We start from the raw sequence: 20,099 nt of genomic DNA, 5'->3' as shown, positions 1-20,099 counted from the left end.
CCGCCGCTACATCATCTGGCGGAACAAGAACGCCACCGACAAGCGCCTACGTCAGGTAGTCAACAGGGCGAACGTTGCCTGACGCGGCACTAGTTCGGTGTCGCCGGTGAGAATCCAGCCGAAGCCCTCGTCCTCGTCGGGCGGAGTCAGCATGGCGACCGGTCGAGGGTGATCGCGGACCGGTCCTCGATGCGTCCGACGTAGACGGCCTCCGGGCCGATGCCGTAGTCCTGCTGCAGGAACCGGCGCAGGCCCGCTCCTACCGCACAGCGCTCGGGATGAGGGTATCGATGGTCGCTCGCCCTTCAGTGCACCGAGGGTCAGCCATGCGAGTTCTCGGACGTTGGCGGGGTGGTGCCCGTCAGCGATGGCCATGACGTCGGGGGTGGGCCGAATGCGCGACGACCGGCCCTCACAGCCAGAGTGGCGAGGGCAGCGTTGGCGCCACCACCAATCACAGCGCCGATGCCGAACGGTGCCACTCGACCGAGAACAATGATTCCCTGCTTGGTGCCGTACTTCGTGATGAAGTGTTTCCCCAAGATCTTGTTGATCTGACGCAACGTCTCGGCAGGCACCTTGGCGACAACCTGACGTCCCCAGTGTTGCCCCGTACGCTCGGCGACCTTGGTGATGGTGGCGGAGCCGGACCCGCCGAGCATGATTCCCATCACGATCGTTCGGCGCCGCTCGATCTCGTCGATGGGGACTCCGTGGACTTCGGCGATCGAGAGCGCGAAGAGGGCGCTCAGCTCAAGAGATGAGAGAGCTTCGCCGGCCGACAGTGCCAGTGCGACTCCCGTGCCGACGCCCGGCGCCGCCGCGGCTCCTCCAACTGCAGCACCCGTCCCGGTCAAGGCGCTGACGTACATCCGCTCCAGATTGCGGATTACCTGTGCTGGTGTCGCCTCTGGGTTCCGCTGGCGGGCTCGGGCGATGTTCTTGCGCACCAGTGGGCTCTGGACGGCGATTGCCTTATCCAAGAGGTCGAGGACTCGCTGCCCACGTACGGCTACTTCCGGGACCGGTCCGTCGAGGGCATCTGTTGCCATGCCTTGACCTCCTTAAGTCGTCCCGTCCCAACTGGGTCTCCCATTCGACCAGCCGAGCGGACCTTGCGCCAGATCGTCGAACGGTGGACGCCGTACTGGCGAGTTGGTTGATTGAGACCCCTGCGGCGTGGGCGCTTCGAACAGCGTCCACCTGGGTCGCAGTCAACCCGGTTACGCTGTGGCACGCGGTCGCGGCCAGATCCGAAGTCGTTTCCACAATGCACAGACGACACGCGGTGGTCGCGCCACGCCTACCGCTCCCGTCAGCGGGCTCTCGCACGACCGCCTGCCGTACTAGACTCCGACGACCTGCAGCCGAGGGAAAGCGCAGCGGGCGATGATCCACACGTTCAGGCTGGACGGTCAGACTTACCACCTCGACGCCGACACCGTCCGGACCCGGTTGACGGACCTGATCCGGGAGGACATCCGCGATCACTGGGTCGAGGTCGACGGTGCGCGATGGCCAGTGAAGCAGGTGTTCGAGTCCGCGTTGCGCGTACCCCGGCTCAGGTTCACCTCGCACACGGCCCTGCGGCACCTCCGAGCGGTGGGCTTCACGACCAGTCGGCTTCCCGCCGAAGAAGCGCATCCCGAGACGACGGCTCTCGTCCCAGCGTCGGACAGCGGGGCGGATCCGGCGGAGGCGTTCGCGACGCTGCTCGCCTTCATCGGCTCGGCCGACCTGACCCGACGGATCGCCGACCTGGAAACGCGGATGGACGGCGCCGACCGATCGGCGGCGGCCGAACTGGCCGAGGACTCCGGGGTGAGTCTCGACCTCCTGCTCGCCGCGCTGCTGGTACGCAAGCACGCCGGCCGGCTCAGCGACATCATCCACGCCGCTGTGATCACGCAGGTCGCACCGCTGATCCTCGAGGAGGGCGAGCGGGTGCTGCGGCGGCCGTCGCTGGCGGCCGGCAACGACCCAAGCCGTCCGTACGATCTGGAGACCGACCGCAGGATCGCCGAGTTCAAGATGTCGGTCTGGAAGGGTGCCGACGCGATGCGCCAGCGCGGCGCGTTCGCCGACCTGGTGCATCTGGCGCTGGACCAGTCCGGCCGGCGGGCTCAACTCTTCGTCGCCGGGCCGCCGGCGATCCACTTTCTGCGCGCCGCGAAGGGCTCGGCGGCCTGGGCTCTGAACCGGTCCTCCCCGGTGCTGCGGCAGCGGTTCGAGGAGCGGTTCGGCTCGCTGGACGTGCCGATCCGCGACTTCACCGCCGGCCCAGCGGGCCACGTCGAGCTGATCGACCTGACCGAGCTGCTGCCGGCAATCGCCAAGGAAGTCGGGTGACCGTCGGCGAGGCTGTCGTACCTCCACACGATCGGGGAAGTCATGTCCGCGCTGACAGCCGAGGTGAAGAACGCCCAGAGTCCGGTGGCCCGGTGGCTGCGGTCGACGTTTCCGCACCATCACGACGTGCAGGCCGACTACCGGGAGGCGGCCGGCGTCGCCCGGGTGCTGCCGTCCCCGGCGGTCGCGCTGGGAACCCAGGGCGCGGCCATCGACTGGTGGATGCGGTTCCTGGTCGACCCGGCCCCCTCGGTCGGTCTCGCCGCAGCCGGGCTCCGCGCACGCCGGGTGCCATGCCGACGGGCAGGCCTCGAACTGCTGCATCATCTGGGCGCCATCGACGACGAGGGCAGGGCCGTCCAGCAGATCCACCCTGCCCGATTCGCTGATCGCTCCGACGAGTGGTGGGCGCGAGTATCGTACGCCCTGGCGCTGCTGGTGGAGTTGTACCGGTCACCCCGGATCGACGGCTCGCGGCTGCTGCGGCTCGGCGCGGGAAGCGGAGCCGGTGACCTGCTCGCGCTGGCCAACGCCGACGAGGTCGCCGATCTGATCGCCATGCGGGACCTCGCCGTCGAGCGGCTGCTGCCGGCCCTGCCGTCCGGTCCCGTGGTGACCGGGACGACGTTCGACGGCAGCGCCGACCTCAACGCCGACGCCGACCTCATCGTCGGTGGCGTACTGGTGGACTTCAAGGCCAGCCAGGGAGGCAGGCCGCGGGCGGACGGCAGCCGGGCCGCCAAGCTGGCCCGCGAGGAGCTGGACCAACTGCTGGGGTACGTGCTGCTGGACTACTCCGACAGGTTCACGCTGGATACCGTGGCCGTCTATGCCGCCAGATTTGGCCACTACACCGCCTGGCCGCTGTCGGAACTGTGCGCCAGGATGGCAGGCCACCCGGTTGACCTCGCCGCACTACGGCAGGACTTCGCCGAGGTCGTACGGACGGAACTGTCGGGTCACCGACGACCGCCGATGGCAACGGTCGTGGCGTCGGAGCGGTGATAACACGTCCACCTCGGGAAACACCAAGCGCCGCACCGACTCAAGGCGGCGGGAACTGGCGGTCACCGCCCGTGCGCTCCAGGCACGGATGCCCGGCATCAAAGACACCACGATCGCCCGCCATCTCCAGCAGAGCGGCTGGTCACACGTCACCGCCGACCAGGTCCGAAAGGTGCTGCGCACCCACCCCCGCGCAGCCCAGGAAGCGGCCGGCACGGACAATCCCTGCCCGGACTTATGTTGCGCGTGCGGGTGGTCCCGGCGTCGATGGGAGTGTGCGCTGTTCCTGAATCCGACCGCGGCACGTCCGCGCGGAATCGACCGTGACGGTGGTGTTGGACTGCGTCCGGCGGGCAGAACTCGCACCGAACACCGGACTACACCGGCAGTCATATCGATGTTACTTTGAGTGCCCACAAAGGAGTTCGAACTGGGTGCCAGCGCCCCGAGCCCCCAGCTCGCCGCGCCTCCCACATGCGCCACGCCCGGCAAGGGACCGTCGCGAACTGCGCGCCTGAGCGTCCGGCGGGCGCGGTGTCGCCGCGACCGTCTATACGCGGCACGCCTGCACGTTGAGTCGCCGACGCTCAGCACCACGTGACGGGAGATGTTCTCGATGCACACACCGACTCGTCATCTCAAGCAGTTCGTGTTGAAGCCGACGGTCTACTGCTACCACAAGTGCCCGTACTGCGATCTTCGGCAGGACTTCTACAGCGGCATGGTCGCCGAGCGGAAGCAGGCCCTCAAGGTCCTTCCTCGCCGGGCCGGCGTCCGCATGCCCAACCCGGGCCACATGCCGCTGGCCACGGCGTTGCGCACGATCGACGAGGCCGCCGCCCTGGGGATGGAGGAGCTGCAGCTCAGCGGCGGCGACCCGCTGCTGTACCCGCACCTCATCGAGGTGATCAAGGCCGCGAAGCGGCACCCCGGCGTGTTCGTGCTCATGAACTCGGTCGGCACGGGTGTTACGGTCGACAAGGCTCGCGAGATCATCGACGCTGGGCTCGGCGCGTGGAACTTCTCGGTGGACACGCTGGACCCGGTGAAGTACGAGAAGCTGCGTGGCGTCCGCAATGCCCTGCCCACGATCATGAAGGCCATCGAGACGGTACGCGAGGCGGGATCGCACGTTCCGGAGTTCCGCATGAACTACATGTGCGTCATCACCCGCCACAACTTCCGTGAGATCCCCGAACTGGTCGCCCACTGTGTGGACACGGGCATCGCCTCGATCTATTTCATGAATGTCTACGGGGACGACACCGGCGAATCGCTGCTGACCGTGCCGGAGATCAACGAGTTCCGCGACCAGGTGGTCCCCGCGATACACGCGGTTCTGCGCGCCAAGGGAGTGCCGCAGATCGTCCAGGACAACGCCGAGTACGTGATGGGCACCATCTTCTCCCGGGAGAACCCGGACGAGAACTACGCCCAGGGCGTCTACTGGCCGGACATGGAGTCGGTCAAGACGGCCTGCCGCGTACCGAACTTCTACACCCTCATCGAGCCCGAGGGTTCCGCGCTGCCCTGCTGTTTGGTGGAGATCTCGCACGTCGGCGTTGTCGGCAACGTGATGGACACGCCCCTGGCCGAGGTGTGGACCGGTGACGCGTTCGAGCAGTTCCGCGAGAAGCGCATCCCGTTCTGCCGGAAGTGCTCGTCGCCGCGCAACATGACCCTCGGCCTCGTGCCCACCATGTGCCGGCAGTTCCGCCCATGACCTGGGACCTTCTCGCCACCGTGGTGGTGCCGGTCAAGGACGACGAGCGCGTCTACCGGCTCGCCGACAGCCTGCGACGGCAAACCCTGCCGCACGACCGCTACGAGGTCATCGTCGTGGAGAACGGCAGCCGGCGATTCGGCGACCTGGCCGCCGCCGGAGACGTGATCCGGTATCTGCGGCTGCCGGAGGCCAACTCGGCCACGGCGAGAAACGCCGGTCTGGCAGCGGCGCGTGGCCGGTATCTCCTGCTCACCGACGCGGACTGCGTGGCCGATCCTTCGTGGATCGAGCGCATGACGGCGGCGCTCCAGGAAGGGTCGGCGTCGGTGGTCGGTGGAGTGATCCGGCCGTACGCGCCAAGGACGTGGACGCAGAGGTACGCGATAACGATCGTCGATGGGCAAGACCGGCTGAACTACCTGCCCGCGCTGCACCTGCCGTACGTGGCCGGGGCCAACGCGGGCTTCGTGACGGACCGCCTGCGTGAGGTCGGCGGGTTCGACGAGGATCTCCGGTCAGGCAACGACGTGGACGTCTGCTACAAGCTCGGACTGGCCGGCTGCAGCGCCGCGATCGCGCACGACGCGGTGGTGTGGCACGAGGACCGACCCACGGTGCGGGCGCACTTTCGCCGGTTCCGCTTCTACGCCACCTACCAGGTGCTCCTGTTCGCCAAGTACAAGCAGCACTCAGGCAAGCGGCTCGTGCTCGACCGGTACCCGTTCCGGCGCGCCGCACAGGCGATCCTCGACGGCCCTCGCGCGGCGGCCCGACTCGTGCGTGGAGACGCCGGACCCGCCTCGCGGATGCTCCTCCAACTCATCGAGGCCGCCGGGGTGCTCGCCGGGGAGATCGAAGGAGCTGTCCGGTTCCGGCAGCCCTACCTGTGACCAGACGACGAACCCGAGGGCAGTGGAGGAGGCGGCTCATGAAGTCAGCACCGCTGGCGACCGACTGGACCACCCAACGGCAGATCACCCGCCGGGGTGTGCTGTGGCTTGGGCTCACCTGCGATGTCCGGTGCAAGTTCTGCTACGACGAAAAGCTCTCGCTGAACGCTAAGGCATGGATGCCGCCCGTCGAGGCGCGGGCCGTCATCGACAAGTTCCGGTACTTCTACAAGAACGAGTTCGTCGACTTCATGGGCGGCGAGCCGACCCTGCACCCCCAGGCGCTGGAGATCGTCAGGCACGCGGCCAACGTCGGCCTGCGCCCGACGATGATCACTCATGGCATGCACCTGGCCGACCTCGACCGTGCACGCGCCTTCGCCGACGCCGGAATCCACGACTTCCTTGTGTCGATCCACGGCATCGGCGACACGGTGCGCGAGATCCACGGCCGCGGCCGGGACAATTACTCCAAGCAGATCGCGGCACTGGACAACCTGCGTGAGCTGGGGATTCCGTTCCGCTTCAACGTCACGATGATCAGGGACAACCTGACCGAGCTGGAGGCCATCGCGGAGCTGGCCGCGGAGAAGGGTGCCCGCGTCGTCAACTTTCTGACCTTCAACCCCTACTTCGAGTGGTCCGCCGACCCGGAGATCTCCTTCCAGGCGCGCCATTCCCAGATAGCGCCGCACCTGGCACGCGCGATCGACCGGTGCACCGCGCTCGGTGTGGAGGCAAACGTCCGATACCTGCCGCCCTGCCAGCTACCCGGGCACGAAGCACACGTCTACACCGGTTATCAGCTGCCTTACGACCCGCACGAGTGGGACTACAACTCGTGGTACGACGCCGGGCACGACGGCGCGCCGGATCCGGCGTGGTACCTCGACGCCTCGCGCAGGCAGCAGCAGCGCCACAACTACGGCCACGTCGCGGCCTGTGCCGGCTGCGCGCTCCGCCAGGTCTGCGACGGCTTCCACAAGCAGTACGTCACCCGCTGGGGAGGCGACGAGGCCAGGCCCTACGACGGGCCGCTCATCGACGATCCGACGCACTTCGTGAAGCAACAGCGCAAGATCCGCTACGCCACCGGCGATGACCGCCCCGGGGAGGCGGATCCAGAGGCGCTCGCCGCGACCCGGCTCGCCATGGGCGACGACGGCAGAGCCGGCGTCACGCGGCAACGCCCACGGCGGTCATGATCGCCTTGGCGGTGGTGCTGGCGATTCTGGTACGGCAGTTGTTCATCCTCGCCGCGATCGTGCGATCGAGGAGTTTCCTGGCTGCCGCGCCCCCTCCGGCGCACCTTGCAACGGAGACGCCGGCTCTGTTCGTCGTGGTCCCGGTCCTGCGGGAGAGCAGCATCATCGCCGAAACCATCGAGCACATGGTGCGCCTGACAGACGGGCACCGGGCGCGGGTCGTTATCGTCACCACGGAGCGGGAAGCCACCGAGCCCTCCCCGGGCGGCGACACCGCGACGATGGTGAAGGAGCTTGCCACCACCGGGACGTTCACCCACCTGCACTATCCGGACCCACGCGGGCTCAAGGGCGACCAGGTGAACTTCGCTGCTGCCCACTGCGCGTCGACCCTGCTCGGAGGCGGCTCACCCGCGGAGGCGTACGTCGTCTGCTACGACGCCGACTCGCGGCCGCCACTCGACGCACTGATCCGCTTCGAGGCCGCCATAGCCGCCAACGGTGAGGCGAGCGTCTTTCACCAGTCGGCCCGGTTCGAGCTACGCGGGCCCACCGGCCCTGAGGTGGGGGCGTTAGGCAGCCTGGCCCAGGCGGTCTGCGATGGTGGCGCGCTGCGCGCGAACCGGTTCGTCCTGGGGTTCGAGATCCCCCGACTGGTCAACCGGTCCGGCGAGGTGGGGCAGCTCAAGCGCGCCGCCTGCTCGTACGTCTACGCCCACGTCACCGGGCACGGGCTGTGCGTCCGGCTGTCGTTCCTGCTGGATCATCCGCTACCGGCTGGCTCGCCGCTGGAGGACATGCAGTACAGCTTCCACCTGGGGTCACACGACATCCTCATGGTGCCGGTCGCCGGCCTCGACCACGCGGCGGTGCCCGACACGATCACGGCCCAGGTCCGGCAGGCTTCGCGCTGGTTCTTCGGACCGGCCCGCGCGGTGCGTTACCTCCGCGATCCGTCCACCGGGCCCGGCGTACGCGGGAAGCTCCAGGCGGCCTCGGCGCTCGGCTCGGCCGGCGAGTGGCTCGGCTGCGCCGTCGTGGTGCCGGCGATCCTCGCGGCGCTGTTCCTCGCGCGCGGGCCGCTTCAGCTCGCGGCTGCCGCTGTTGCCGCGACCTACCTCGTCCAACTCCTCGCTACCGACCTCGCCCTGGGCACGCCCGGCGCCCCGCGACGGCGCGCGACCCGTGTGCTGGCCTGCCCCCTCGCCCACGTTCTGTTCGGCATCGGTGGCTTCATCGGCGCCGTCAACCTGCTGAGAGGAGATTCCGGCATCGGGAAGACCGAGCGCCGCTAGACCATGACCTCACACACTGTGATCGTCGCCGTCGAAGGCCCCTGCTGCGCGGGCAAGACGACCCTCAGCCGAGGGCTGCTGAAGGCGCTGCCGCAGCTGACCATCGCACACGTGCGGTGCTACGCCGACTTCGCCGGCGGTGGCCGCCACCTCCCCGACCCGGTGCCCCGGACTCTGGCCGAGGACGCCGCCGGGTTGCAGGAACTCGTCCGCCTCGAACGGGCACGCACCGACGCGGCGCTGCGCTCCGACAGCGACTTGATCTTGCTGGACCGGGGGGCGCACACCCTGCTCGCCCATCGGTACGCCATCGAGCAAGTGACCGGGCTGAAGTGTTTCGGCCCGGCGCGGCGCGCCGTGGCGGAGGAGCGCCTTCCGACCTGGCCGGATCTCGTACTATATCTGGACATACCGCAGGAATCAGTGCACGAGCGCAACCGCGGGAAGTTCCCGCACGACAGCATCTTCATCGAGGCGAAGTTCAACGCGGGGATCCGGTCGTACTACACCGGGATCACCGGAGAGCAGGATATCGTGTGGCTCGACGCGACGCTCGAACCCTACGAGCTGGTCACACTCGCCGAGGCAAGCGTCAGCCACCTACTGACCACAGCCGCCGCCGACCAGGAGGGGCTTCCTCGTGAAGCAGCTGCCGCTATCGGGCAAGGTCGTCTTCGTGGACTGGCACAGCGTTCTGTCGCGCGACCCGTTCTGGATGTCGATACGCGAGAGCGCGACGCATCCGTTGAAGGCGCAACTCGAAGCGAATCTGGCCGAGGTGTTCAGTAACAAGGCCAACGAATGGATGAAAGGGCTGCTTTCCTCCGAGGAGATCATCCGCTCGATGAACATCGAGCTCGACGGCCGATTCGGCGACGACTTCCTGACTCGGCGACTGTACATCGACTGCGCGAAGATGCGGGTCAACGTCGAACTGTTCGAGATGCTTCGCAAGATCAAGTCGTACGTCCTGGTGGTGTTGGCGACCGACAACATGGACTGCTTCCTGCACACGTTCGACAAGGCACGCTCCAGGAAACGACGCCCGACCCCGCAGTCCGAGACACTCTCCGACTGGGCGATCATTCTTGACGACATCATCTGTTCCAGTGAGGTAGCGGCATTGAAGGCCGAAGACCCCGAGCGCTTCTTCGGCCCCTGGCTCGCCGAGCACGGTTTCACCTTCGCCGACGCCGCGCTGATCGACGACCGCGCCGACAACTGCACCGCATTCGCCGCGCACGGGGGCAGGGCGGTGCAATACAAGATGGGTGTCGGTGACGTCCATGACGTGTTCGAAGCGCTGACCGGCTGGGTGGACTCGGAGACTGTCGCACCCACCAGGTCCAGCATGACCGAGAGCGAGAGCAGGGCCTGAAAGGGGCTCGACAGGCCATGCCGGAACCGTACACACGCCCCCGTCGCCGCCGTTTCGTCCTCGAGTTCGTCGGGCTCGTCCGCCAGCGGGAGCTTTGACTTGTCCGGCGGCCTGAGCACATCCTCACGCGCCTGGTGGCAGGTCAACTGCGCAGCCGCTCCCGCGGCGGCACCTGCCCGCTCGTAGCCGCCCCAGGTGTCCAGGTACTCGTATGAGCCGTTCACCTGACGCATGCGGACGGCCCAGTACACCGACCCCTGCATGCGTACTGTCCAGTAAGCGCTTTTCATCGTGGGTTTTGGCTGGTCGGGCCGTGATGTAGGGCGAGGATGGCCTTGATGATCGCGGTGGCCCGTCGGGGGCAGCAGCGGAGCTTGGCCAGAATCTGACTCGAAAAGAAGCTGGCACGGTGGGGTGGTCAGTTGGGTGCTGGTGGGAGGTTGTCGCCTCCCAGCGCGTGGAGTTCTGCGAGGAGACGGCGTCGGCGACGCTCGGCTTGGTGAGGGTTGGTGACCCAGTGGTCAGGGCCGAGGTCTTGGTAGTCCCTGTCGTTGGTGAGCATGTGCCATGTGCTGGTGATGATCTTGTGCATGACTGCGACGAGTGATCGTTTCTTGCCTCTTCGGCGATGAACGAGGAGCTGGAGGTGCGGCCCACCTCGACCGGCATGCGGTTGCGGTTGCTGTGGCGGCCGACCCGCGACGCCCCGGCCGGGCTGGCCGAGCTGCGCGCCAAGCAGTTGCGGCAGAGCACGGACGTCTGGAACGACAAGGACCGCCGCGCGGTGGGCGCCTTCCTGCAGGAGCAGATCAACCGGGAGCGGCTGCGCGACGACGCGGCGACCTGGTCGGAGCAGCTCACCCGCGCGCTGGACTACCGGGCGTGGCACGAGTTCACGATCCAGCGGCACCAGGACGGGCAGTGGCGCCCGGCGACCGGGCCCGCGTCCGGCGGTGAGCGGGTGCTGGCGGCGAGCGTTCCGCTGTTCGCCGCCGCGTCGTCCTACTACGGCTCGGCCGGCAACCCGTTCGCGCCGCGGCTGATCGCGCTGGACGAGGCGTTCGCGGGGGTGGACGATGACTCCCGCGCGAAGTGCCTTGGCCTGCTGGCCACTTTCGACCTCGACGTGGTGATGACCAGCGAGCGGGAGTGGGGCTGTTATCCGCAGGTGCCCGGCCTCGGGATCGCCCATCTGGCCCGGCACGACGGCATCGACGCGGTGTTGGTTACCCCGTGGCGCTGGGATGGACGCGAACGGCACCTGTTGTCCACGCCGGAGCGGCGGGCGCCGCGGCAGCGGAACCCGCAGCAGGACGATCATCAGCCCGAGCCGGGGACGGCACCGGGCCTGTGGGATGTGCCGTGAGCGACCTGGAACGGCTACGCCGGCAGCTCGGCGGGGCGGAGACCGAACGGCTGTTCCAGCGGTTACGCCGCCGCATCGCCCGGGGACAGCCGCTGACCGGCACCCTGAGCCTGGACGGGCCCAGCCCGGACGAGCGGCGGGCGGTGGAGCGGGTCCTGGGCCGCCCGCCCGGTCGCGGCAGCACCCTGACCATCAACCTCGACGAGCTGGATCGGATCATCCGGCGCAGTGGAATGCACGCCGATGGCTTGGCTGGGGCGGTCGAGGCGCTGACCGGAGGCGTCGCGGTGCTCGCCGAGGTGCGGGCCGCCGAGGCCGCCGCCTGGCAGAACTCCCTGGCACCACTCGCCGCGCTCGGCGGCGTGCGCGTCGAACTGGCCGAATGGTGCGGCGCCTCGGGCACGGCCGCGCTGCTGCGGCGGCTGGCCGGTGCGCCTCCGGCGGCGGCGCGGCTCGTGGCCGACCTGGTTGCCGTCCTCGCCGCGCTGCCTGCGGACGGGGAACCGCTGGCCCGGATCGCGGCCCGCACCACCGGCGACGCGCACGCGCTCGACGCCGGCCGGGTACTGGAGACAGTGGCCCGCTCGGCCATCCGGGCCACCTGGTGGGGGGACGCACCACTGCCCGAGTCGGCGGCTGAGCAACGCCGGATGCTCTGGTACGCCGCCGGGGTGTTCCTCGACGATCTCTCCTCGACTGTGCTCGCCGTCAACCTGCCCACGATCCCCGGATGCCGGCTGCACGACCTCGTCGCCCCCGCCGCCGCACTCGGGGAGCCGGTCGTCGTGACCCTGCGCCAGCTCGCTCGCGGAGAGCCCCGGTTCGCTGCCCGGACCGTGTACGTCTGCGAGAACCCCACTGTGTTGGCCGCCGCAGCCGACCAGCTCGGTGCGGCGTGCCCGCCGCTGGTCTGCGTCGGCGGCCAGCCCAGCACCGCGGCGCTGCGGCTGCTGGCCAACCTGGTCCAGTTCGGCGCCCGCCTGCGGTATCACGGCGACTTCGACTGGGGTGGCCTGCGGATCGCCAACCTGCTACACGGCAGAGTGCCCTGGCAGCCGTGGCGCTACGGGACCGCCGACTACCTGGCCGGGGCCGCGGCCCGCACCGACCGGCCGAGTACCGGAGGGTCGCTGAGTGGCACGCCGACCGACGCGGCCTGGGATCCGGGACTCGCTGCGGCGATACTCGCGGCCGGGGTCCGAGTCGAGGAGGAACTGGTGCTCGACGACCTCATCGCCGATTTGTCGGCGGCGACGGGACATTGAAATCGCCGCTGTCGGCCTGCGGGGCTTCGCCGCTGGCTACTCCAAGGCGCCAGGCGGCGCGGTTTTGAGCCCGAGGCGCAATGGCGGGCGGTGCCGGCTCGGTGGCCGACTCCTGCCCGGTGGTGAGGCTGGCCCAGGCGTGGGGTCGGCCGACCCCCGGCCGCTGCGACGTTCGTGATCCCGGCGCGGCCGGGTGGCACCTGATCACCGAGCCGGGCAGGGGCTACCGCCCGTGATCCGGGTCTTGGTCGGCTCGTCGCGGTCGCGACTTTCGGGTGACGTCGGGTGCTCTTGGCAGCTGCCGCCGAAGGCCTCCCCGTGGCCGTCAAGTAGGCCGGTCGGCCGCAGACCGGTCTGCGTCGGGGTTCCTCCGGCCCCGCTGCGGATCGGTCTGCGGCCTCGGACGGTGGGCCGCCTCGACACGGACGGCCCACCGGCTCGGCTCAGCCGACGGTCACCAGGCCGATGTCGAGGGTCGCCTCATCGCCCTCCGCGAGGTTCACCGGATCGCTCTGCGCCGTCACGTAGTCCCAGGAGTCGTAGGTGACATGTACGTCGGAGTCGGTGGCGTCGTCGCCGACGTTCGGGGTGGTGAACTGGTACGAGCCCGGCGCGAAACCGGCCTCGAGCAGGTACTGGCCGGCGTGCACCGGAATCCGGTACGTGCCGTCCGCGTTCACCGACACGCTGACGGAGGCACTGCCGTCCGCCGGCACGAGGGAGACGCTGAGCTGGTCCAGTACGGGCGTACCCTCCCCGGCGTCCCGCTGGCCGTCTCGGTCAACGTCGAGCCAGACCCGCCCGCTGACGTATGCCGGAGTTCCGTATTCGAAGCCACCCTCGTGCACGCTGCCGGCCGGGTCCTCGCCGGGGGTGCTGGTCGAGAGCGTCACGGTCACCGGCAGCCGGTCGCCGGGCTGACCGCCCGCAGGTACCGGCCCGCTGAAGGAAAGCGTCGGCGTCACCGCGCCGACCGCGAGGGGACCGTTGGCGCAGTCCCATTCCCGATCGACCACGATGGTGGTGCACTGCCAGGACGGGTCGGACTGGTTGCCCACGCCCCAGAACAGGCCCGGCGCGGCGACGACGTGGGCCCGCACGTCGGCGGCGGCGACGTTGCCGGCGTTACCGAACCGCATCGGGTACTTGACCCAGTCGCCCTCGATCACCTGGTAGCTCGGGATCGGTACGGCGCTCTCGACGTGCAGGTCGGGGTAGACGATGCTCGCGTCATAAATGACCGACTGACTGTCGAGGTTGTTCCCGGTGGACGACTCGTGGCTGGTCGTCGTGCCACTGGCGGTGATGGCCACCGACTGACCGTCGCTGCCCTCGCTGAGCCTGATCGGAAGGCTGAGCGGGGTGGCGCTCTGTCCGGCCGCCAGAGTGGGGTGGGTGCACCGGCTCGGCCGAGCCAGGACGCACTGCCAGGGCGAATCCGTGCCGGGGCCCTCGCCGGCGATGATGGCGGTGGCGGGAATCTCGATCGTCACCGCGATGCCGTCCGCGCTCGCGGCCCCCGCGTTCGCGACGTGGATGTCAGCGGTGACGAGCTTGCCGTTCACCGGGACCCGCGTGGGGCTGACGGCGAGATCGACGGAGAGATCTGCCCGATTCGGGGCGGCTGACGCGGGTACAGCAGTGGCCGCCGCGCCGAGACTGGCGGACAGTGCGATCAGCGTGAGCAGGACGCCTGGACGTCGCCGAAGGATGGACATGCAACTCCCTGGTTGGAGGGGGTGCTCGTACGTGCGGCACCTCTCGGATCGGCCGATCCGATCGAAAGATCGACGCCGGCTCTGCCCGAAATGGCGGCACATCGATCAGATGCGTTACGTCGGTCGATCAACGGATATGGCCGACCAGGACAACGGCGGGTTCCGATGGGGGCGTGTGCGCGGCCAGGACGGATGTGCCAAACGGCAACGATGCCCCGACACCCCCTCCCCCAACCCTCCTGCCGGTTGCGAGGCTTTCCGGCTCGATGTCAGCGGTAGGGCACGGTCCCGTCAGAGCAGGGTGTCGCCGTGCGCGTTATCGAGACGGGCGAACAGACCGGGGCCGTGGCCGTCGACGTGCTGGTGGCGTTCGCAGCGGCCGCCGCCGGTGGCGATGGTGCAGCGCCGGCCCTTGCGGTTGATGGCGCCGCACCGCACCGCCGGGTCGTGGACGTGGCACATGCCGCATGGCCGAGAGTCGATCATGCAGGGGCTGGCGCTTGGTCGTGGTGGCCGAGCAGCGTTTGGCCTGCTGTCCCTCGACCGAAGGCAGCGCGGCCGTGAGCGTGTCTTCGACCGGTGTTCTCGGCGGCGGGACGGGTGGGTGCCCGCGGCGGCTGTTCGGCGGTGGTGGTCCGGGAGTAGAGCAGCCGTCCGGCGACCTGGGATCGTTCTTTTCGTAGCCAAGGTGCTCGGTCATCTCCTCGTTCAGCTCGGTCTCCAGGACCGCCTTGGTCAACTGCTTAAGCAGCCCGTCTGGGCCGGTCAGCGACAGGCCCTGCTCCTTGGCCGACCGGACCAACTCGGCGGCGGCCTCGCCTCCGCTGCCGGGTCGGCCGCTTCTTGCGTCCGGTCTGGTCGTTCAGTGTCGCGGTCATCACGGCACCCTCCTCACCAGGCACAACGCCTGGCGGGTCAGGCCGGAAACACCGTTAGATCCACAGACCCGGCAGCGACGGGGTACGGCTCCGAGGGCCGCGACGTCAGCCACCACTGGCAGGGTCAAGCGTCCAGGAGTTGATGTAGCCGGTGTCGCGGCGGGTAGTGTCCTGTACCCGCAGCTTCCAGGTCCCGTTGCGTGTCTCATTCGACAGGTCGACGGTGTACGTCTCATCGAGGTTGTCGGCGCTGCCGCCACCGCCGTTGCGCAGCAGGTACGTCGAGCCGTCCGGGGCGACCAGGTGCACGACCAGGTCACCCCGGAAGGTGTGCACGATGTGCACCTCGACGGTGCTGGTCGCGGAGGCGTTACCCGTGCAACCCGACACCGTGACGCTGCTCTCTGCCGTGGAGAGATCGGGGATCGTCACGTCGGTGTCGTTCGTTGCTCCGCAGTCGGGCGGAACGGTGCCGCCGCCCAGGTCCAGCGCCCAGGAGTTGATGTGACCGGTGTCAACGCTGGCGGCGTCCTGTACCCGCAGCTTCCAGGCGCCGTTGGCGGCCTCACCGGCGAGGTTGACGGTGTAGGTCTGGTCGATGTTGTCGGTGCCGCTGCCGGTCCGGTTGTGCAGCAGGTAGGTGGTGCCGTCCGGGGCGACCAGGTTGACCACAAGGTCACCGATGTAGGTGTGAACGATGTGCACCTCGACGGCGCTGGTGGCCGAGGCGTTGCCGGCGCAACCGGAGATCACAATCGTGCTCTCCACACTGGAGTTGTCCGGGATCGCCACGTCGGTGTTGTTACTGTCGGAGCAGCCGCCGCTGGTGGGGTACACCGCCCACGTGAACGTGGCGCTCCCCGATCGGGGTGGACTTGCCGAGTCGATCGCGGTCACCGTCACCGTTGATGTGCCGGCTGTCGTCGGGGTACCGGTGATCTGGCCTGTCGACGCGTCGATCGACAGCCCGGCGGGCAATCCGGACGTCGACCATGAGTATGGCGCCGTACCACCGGAAGCGGAGGTGTTGAGGGACACTGCGACGCCCACTGCCGACGACTGGTCGCCCGAGTCGGCGACCACCACGTCAGCCGGGTCACCGGCGACGGCGGTGGTCCACAGCGCGTACGTCGCCGCGTCGCCAGCCCGGTCCAGGATGGTGTCGCTGATGTTGCCGGTGGTGTCGCAGGAGGCGTGGTAGCACGGGTCGAAGGCGGACTGGGTGCCACCCCACTTCGCCACTTGCTCCGCCGTCTTCCGGTAGCTGGCGCCCGCCGCCACCCCACTGGTTTCGATGCCGGCCGCATTGAATGACGCGTCGTCGGAACGGCCTGCGCCTTCGTAGTTTTCCTCGGTTTCCACACCGATCGAGTCGTAGTAGGCCTTTAGGACCTGCCCGGCTTCGCTGGTGATCCGGTTGATGAAGTAGCCGCCGTTGATCGAGCCGACCATGTCGAAGTTGTAGTAGGCCTGGATCTTTGCGCGTTCCGCCGCGGGCAGCTGGTCCACGTAGAAGTCGGATCCGTTGAGGCCCTGCTCCTCGTCGGTCCACCAGCCGAACCGGACGTGTTTGAGCATGGTCGGGTTCTGCGCGGCCAGGGTGAGCGCGATCTCGAGGATGGTGGCCGAGCCGGAGGCGTTGTCGTTGATGCCCGGTCCGGCCGAGACGCCATCGAGGTGGGCGCCCAGCATGATGACCTGGTCGGGATCGCCGCCGGGCCAGTCGGCGATCACGTTCGGACCGGAGCCGCTGGTACATCCCGATGTGCATGGTTGCTTGACCACGGTGAACCCGGCTGCGGTAAGCCGGTCGTAGACGTAGTTCACCGACCCGGTGTATCCGGTGCTCCGGGAACTGCGGTTGCCGCCGTTGTTGTTGGCGATCGTCTGGAACTGGTCGAGGTGCGCCTTCACGTTCGACAGTGAGAGGTCCGGCGACGTGAGCGTGGCCGGCGCGGCGACTCCGGTCTGTACGGCCGCAGGGGCCGGCGCGCCAGAAAGTACCAGCGCTGACACGGCGACCGCTGCCAGAACACCACGTCGGATGACATTGCTTCGTCTCATGACGCTTTCCTTCATGGGTGGTCAGGGAGAACGCGCGGGCAGCGCCCGACGTGGACGGCTTCTGCATTGTGCGCCTGGAGGCGAGGGTGTTCCGGTACGCCGATCGGCGCACCGGAACACTCTTCACATGCGGTAACGGTTCTCGGCTGTGCTACAGGGCGAGGGTCCAGGAGTTGATGTAGCCGGTGTCGCGGCGGGTGGTGTCCTGTACCCGCAGCTTCCAGGTTCCGTTGCGTGTCTCGCTCGACAGGTCGACGGTGTACGTCTCATCGAGGTTGTCGGCGCTGCCGCCACCGCCGTTGCGCAGCAGGTACGTCGAGCCGTCCGGGGCGACCAGGTGCACGACCAGGTCACCCCGGAAGGTGTGCACGATGTGCACCTCGACAGTGCTGGTCGCGGAGGCGTTACCCGTGCAACCCGACACCGTGACGCTGCTCTCTGCCGTGGAGAGATCGGGGATCGCCACGTCGGTGCCGTTCGTTGCTCCACAATCGGGCGGCACGGTGCCGCCGCCCAGGTCCAGCGCCCAGGAGTTGATGTGACCGGTGTCAACGCTGGCGGCGTCCTGTACCCGCAGCTTCCAGGCGCCGTTGGCCGCCTCACCAGCGACGTTCACGGTGTAGGTCTGGTCGATGTTGTCGGTGCCGCTGCCGGTCCGGTTGTGCAGCAGGTAGGTGGTGCCGTCCGGGGCGACCAGGTTGACCACAAGGTCACCGATGTAGGTGTGAACGATGTGCACCTCGACGGTACTGGTGGCCGATGCGTTACCCGCACAACCGGAGATCACAATCGTGCTCTCCACACTGGAGTTGTCCGGGATCGCCACGTCGGTGTTGTTACTGCCAGAGCAGCCGGGCAGGCCGTTGACGGTCAGCGTGAAGGAGGTGGTGCGGGTGGCTTCGGTGCCGGTACCGGTGACGGTCACGGTGTAGACGCCACTGGGGGTTGACGCCGAGGTGCTGATCGTCATGGTCGAGGAGCCGCTGTCGGAGGTGATCGAGGACGGGCTGAACGCGGCGGTGGCACCGGACGGCAGGCCGGAGGCGGACAGGTTCACCGTCTGGGCCGAGCCCCGGATCAGAGTGGTCGACACGGTCGTCGCGGTCGAGTTGCCCGGGTCCACCGACGCCGCCGCCGGCGAGACCGCCACGGTGAAGTCATTGGCCGCGCAGCTCGGGTCGTTGCCGGCCACGTTGACGGCGGTCCAAGCGGCCTGGACGGTCTTGTACTCGGTGGAGCACAGGCCGTACAGGTCGGTCGTCGCGCTGAGGGTGTAGGCGCGGGCGGTGTTGGCCGGGTTGGTGGTGTTGACGTACGAGGTGTTGGAGGTGAAGTAGGTGTCCAGGGCGCGGAACCAGATCTTCTCCGCCTTGGCCCGGCCGATGCCGGTGACCGCCGGCGCGGTCCCGCAAACCGGGGAGGTGCCGTACGGCGTGGCGCCGCTCCCTTCGGCCAGCATGAAGTAGAAGTGGTTGGCCACACCGGACGAGTAGTGCACGTCGATGTTCTTGGTGGTGGTCGACCAGCAGGAGTGTGAGGCTCCGTCCAGCGACGGGTTGTACATGTACCGCAACGGGGTCCCGTCGCCGTTGATGTCGATCTCTTCACCGACGTCGTAGTCGCCGGGGTCGCTGCTGTTGCCGGCGGAGAACTCGACCATGTTGCCGAAGATGTCGCTGGTGGCCTCGTTCAGGCCGCCCGACTCGCCCGAATAGGTGAGGTCGCCGGGGACGACGTTCTCCGTGACGCCGTGGCTCATTTCGTGCCCGGCCACGTCGATCGAGACCAGCGGGTTGGCGTTACCGTCACCGTCGCCGTACGTCATCTGGGAGCCGTCCCAGAACGCGTTGACGTAGTTGCTGCCGTAGTGCACCCGCGACGGGACGCCCTGGCCGTTGCCGAAGATGCCGTTGCGCCCGTGCACGTTCTTGAAGTAGTCGAAGGTCAACGCGGCGCCGTAGTGCGCATCCACCGCGGCGGACTGGTCGTTCGAGGGGGAGCCGTTGCCCCACACGTTGTCCGCGTCGGTGAAGGTCGTGCACGACGACGTGCCGTTGTTCATGTCGCACGTGTTGCCGTTGCCGTGCGTCGGGTCGACCATCTGGTACGAACTGCCCGACTGGGTCGTCGAGACCGTCACGGTGCCCGCGTAGACCGAGTTGCCCGTGCCGTCCACCATCTCGATCTCGTCGTAGGAGCCGATGAACTTCCCGGTCATCGCGTCACTGATCACGTGTAGCCGGGACGGGGTCTGCCCGTCCGGCGCCCAACCGGCGAGCACCGTCTCCCATGCCAGCCGGCCGTAGCCGCTGGAGGCCTCCACAAACAGCTCGGCCGCGCCGACCGCGGTCAAGGACCCGCGGAACTGGGCCTTGGCCGCCTTGGCCGCCTTCGCCGCCGACACCTTGGGTGTGGTGCCGAGCGTCAACGGGGCAACCAGTCCGACCGAGCTGCCCGCGTAGTCGCCGTCGGGCGCGGTGTGGATGACGATGTCCCCGCCACGGACGCGCAGACCCTGGTAGGTACGGGTGTACCGCACGTGCGCGGCGCCGTCAGCGTCGACCTTCGAACTGTAGACGGCAAACCGGTCGGCGCCCGAAGCCCGGACGACCCCCAGGTGCTGGCCCAGCGCCTGGTCGGCCCGGGCCACCGCCCCGGCCGGACCCGGCTCGGCGGGCGGTGCCGCCGACGCTGACGTGGCGGCGTTGGTCAGCAGGGCACCCACGAGTAGGGCAACGCTGGCCACTGCGATGGGTCTTCTCACGAGTCCTCCAACACAGAGGTGGCATGTGACGGCAGTCACATGCATCCACGTATATCGAAAGATCGATGAAGATGAAAGACCTTCAGCAGAAGCGACTTAACGTTCATTAAGGCCACCCCGGCTCACGGCCCCGGACGTGGAACCATCCCACCTGCGGTAGCGTCATTAGCAGCATGAGGCGATATCGATATCCACT

Annotated in this window: 15 protein-coding genes and 1 pseudogene; 10 read left to right on the top strand and 6 right to left on the bottom strand. The window is 68.3% G+C overall.

The window, feature by feature from the left end; translation table 11 throughout:
• Positions 1 to 320: 320 nt before the first annotated feature.
• On the bottom strand, positions 321 to 1,052 hold the full coding sequence (locus ABZ793_RS24120; RefSeq protein WP_357461119.1) for a hypothetical protein: 732 nt from the start codon (positions 1,050 to 1,052) through the stop codon (positions 321 to 323).
• Between the two features lie 337 nt (positions 1,053 to 1,389).
• Here ABZ793_RS24120 and ABZ793_RS24115 point away from each other — a divergent pair, with 337 nt between their 5' ends.
• The 10 genes from ABZ793_RS24115 (at position 1,390) to ABZ793_RS24070 (ending at position 12,479) form a co-directional block, all read left to right on the top strand.
• On the top strand, positions 1,390 to 2,349 hold the full coding sequence (locus ABZ793_RS24115; RefSeq protein ID WP_357461116.1) for a hypothetical protein: 960 nt from the start codon (positions 1,390 to 1,392) through the stop codon (positions 2,347 to 2,349).
• Positions 2,350 to 2,391: 42 nt separating this feature from the next.
• On the top strand, positions 2,392 to 3,354 hold the full coding sequence (locus ABZ793_RS24110; protein WP_357461113.1) for a hypothetical protein: 963 nt from the start codon (positions 2,392 to 2,394) through the stop codon (positions 3,352 to 3,354).
• 616 nt (positions 3,355 to 3,970) lie between these two features.
• Complete coding sequence (locus ABZ793_RS24105) at positions 3,971 to 5,077, top strand: radical SAM protein (protein WP_357461110.1); 1,107 nt, start codon at positions 3,971 to 3,973, stop codon at positions 5,075 to 5,077.
• Complete coding sequence (locus ABZ793_RS24100; RefSeq protein WP_357461108.1) at positions 5,074 to 5,970, top strand: glycosyltransferase; 897 nt, start codon at positions 5,074 to 5,076, stop codon at positions 5,968 to 5,970. The genes ABZ793_RS24105 and ABZ793_RS24100 overlap by 4 nt, the downstream gene beginning before the upstream one ends.
• 38 nt (positions 5,971 to 6,008) lie before the next feature.
• A complete protein-coding gene (locus tag ABZ793_RS24095; RefSeq protein ID WP_357461106.1) occupies positions 6,009 to 7,175 on the top strand; it encodes a radical SAM protein in 1,167 nt (388 codons plus the stop codon).
• Complete coding sequence (locus tag ABZ793_RS24090) at positions 7,172 to 8,470, top strand: glycosyltransferase family 2 protein (RefSeq protein WP_357461104.1); 1,299 nt, start codon at positions 7,172 to 7,174, stop codon at positions 8,468 to 8,470. Before ABZ793_RS24095 ends, ABZ793_RS24090 begins: the two co-directional genes overlap by 4 nt.
• 18 nt (positions 8,471 to 8,488) lie before the next feature.
• Entirely contained in the window at positions 8,489 to 9,259 is a 771-nt protein-coding gene (locus tag ABZ793_RS24085; RefSeq protein ID WP_357461101.1) for a hypothetical protein, read from the top strand.
• Complete coding sequence (locus ABZ793_RS24080) at positions 9,249 to 9,848, top strand: hypothetical protein (RefSeq protein WP_357461098.1); 600 nt, start codon at positions 9,249 to 9,251, stop codon at positions 9,846 to 9,848. The genes ABZ793_RS24085 and ABZ793_RS24080 overlap by 11 nt, the downstream gene beginning before the upstream one ends.
• A 628-nt stretch (positions 9,849 to 10,476) precedes the next feature.
• Positions 10,477 to 11,214 carry an SbcC/MukB-like Walker B domain-containing protein gene (locus tag ABZ793_RS24075; protein WP_357461095.1) on the top strand — a complete coding sequence of 246 codons (738 nt, stop codon included), beginning with the start codon at positions 10,477 to 10,479 and terminating at the stop codon, positions 11,212 to 11,214.
• Complete coding sequence (locus ABZ793_RS24070; protein WP_357461092.1) at positions 11,211 to 12,479, top strand: TIGR02679 family protein; 1,269 nt, start codon at positions 11,211 to 11,213, stop codon at positions 12,477 to 12,479. Before ABZ793_RS24075 ends, ABZ793_RS24070 begins: the two co-directional genes overlap by 4 nt.
• A 443-nt stretch (positions 12,480 to 12,922) precedes the next feature.
• Here ABZ793_RS24070 and ABZ793_RS24065 read toward each other — a convergent pair whose 3' ends face one another.
• The 5 genes and pseudogenes from ABZ793_RS24065 to ABZ793_RS24045 form a co-directional block, all read right to left on the bottom strand.
• Positions 12,923 to 14,197 (bottom strand): SdrD B-like domain-containing protein, encoded by a 1,275-nt coding sequence (locus ABZ793_RS24065; RefSeq protein WP_357461090.1) that lies wholly within the window; start codon positions 14,195 to 14,197, stop codon positions 12,923 to 12,925.
• 291 nt (positions 14,198 to 14,488) lie between these two features.
• Complete coding sequence (locus ABZ793_RS24060; protein WP_357461123.1) at positions 14,489 to 14,659, bottom strand: hypothetical protein; 171 nt, start codon at positions 14,657 to 14,659, stop codon at positions 14,489 to 14,491.
• Between the two features lie 202 nt (positions 14,660 to 14,861).
• Positions 14,862 to 14,999, bottom strand: a pseudogene (locus tag ABZ793_RS24055) (IS256 family transposase); the annotation flags it as partial.
• Positions 15,000 to 15,180: 181 nt separating this feature from the next.
• The gene (locus ABZ793_RS24050) at positions 15,181 to 17,139 is read right to left on the bottom strand and encodes a M28 family peptidase (protein ID WP_357461087.1); all 1,959 of its coding nucleotides are present in this window, start codon (positions 17,137 to 17,139) and stop codon (positions 15,181 to 15,183) included.
• A gap of 151 nt (positions 17,140 to 17,290) precedes the next feature.
• The gene (locus tag ABZ793_RS24045; protein WP_357461084.1) at positions 17,291 to 19,903 is read right to left on the bottom strand and encodes a proprotein convertase P-domain-containing protein; all 2,613 of its coding nucleotides are present in this window, start codon (positions 19,901 to 19,903) and stop codon (positions 17,291 to 17,293) included.
• Positions 19,904 to 20,099 lie beyond the last annotated feature (196 nt).

Source organism: Micromonospora sp. NPDC047465 (genome assembly GCF_040643125.1).
Classification (GTDB): Bacteria; Actinomycetota; Actinomycetes; order Mycobacteriales; family Micromonosporaceae; genus Micromonospora.
Note: the sequence above shows the minus strand (reverse complement) of the source record. Positions and strands in the feature narration are given on the sequence as shown.